We start from the raw sequence: 800 nt of genomic DNA, 5'->3' as shown, positions 1-800 counted from the left end.
AAATCAATGATCAGCAGTGAAGTGCGACGTCGCGGTTTAACCAACAACAGCAAGCTGTGCGCTGGTGGTACTCGAGAAATTGAGTTTATCGCCCAAGTTTTCCAACTGATTCGTGGCGGGCGAGAGCCATCTTTGCGCAATCGTGGCTTGCTCGAAACCTTAAATGGTATTGAGGAACTTGCACTGTTAACTCCGCAAGAAGTCAGCAATCTGGAAGCGGCATATAAATATTTACGCCAGCTAGAAAATCTACTGCAAGCAATGGCAGACAAGCAGACTCAAACGCTGCCCGATTGCGACATTGAGCGTTTAAAACTGGCAACTGCGATGCAACTAGAGTCGTGGGATCTGCTCATCGAACAAACTCAGCAGCATATGAACAAAGTGCATCAAGTATTTGAAACCTTGATTGGTGACGACGAAGAAGATGAGGGCAGCACGATTGCTCGTCATTTCCATGAATTATGGGATATGGCCAATAAACAAGATGTGCTAGAGCTGATTTTAGAGCAGGACATTCAAGTTGAAGAGCCCGCCATATTCTCTAAAGCTATCATCAACTTTAAAGCCGACTTGGCCAAGAAAACGCTCGGCCCCCGTGGGCGAGAGGTCTTAAACCGCTTGATGCCAAAAGTGTTTGATGCGGTGTTTGCCCACCCAGATGCTCAATTTGGTTTACCGCGAGTGTTGCATTTACTACACAATATTTGCACGCGCACGACGTACTTAGAATTGTTGGATGAACACCCTGCCGCATTGGTGCAGTTAGTGCGCTTGTGTACCGCAAGTCCGATGATTTC

1 pseudogene is annotated in these 800 nt (G+C 47.0%); it reads left to right on the top strand.

Annotated features, from left to right (window positions below):
* Positions 1 to 800, top strand: a pseudogene (locus R7O13_RS25995) (bifunctional glutamine synthetase adenylyltransferase/deadenyltransferase); the annotation flags it as partial.

This window comes from Vibrio sp. Y176 (assembly GCF_033438945.1).
This window is presented reverse-complemented; position numbering and strand designations above follow the sequence as displayed.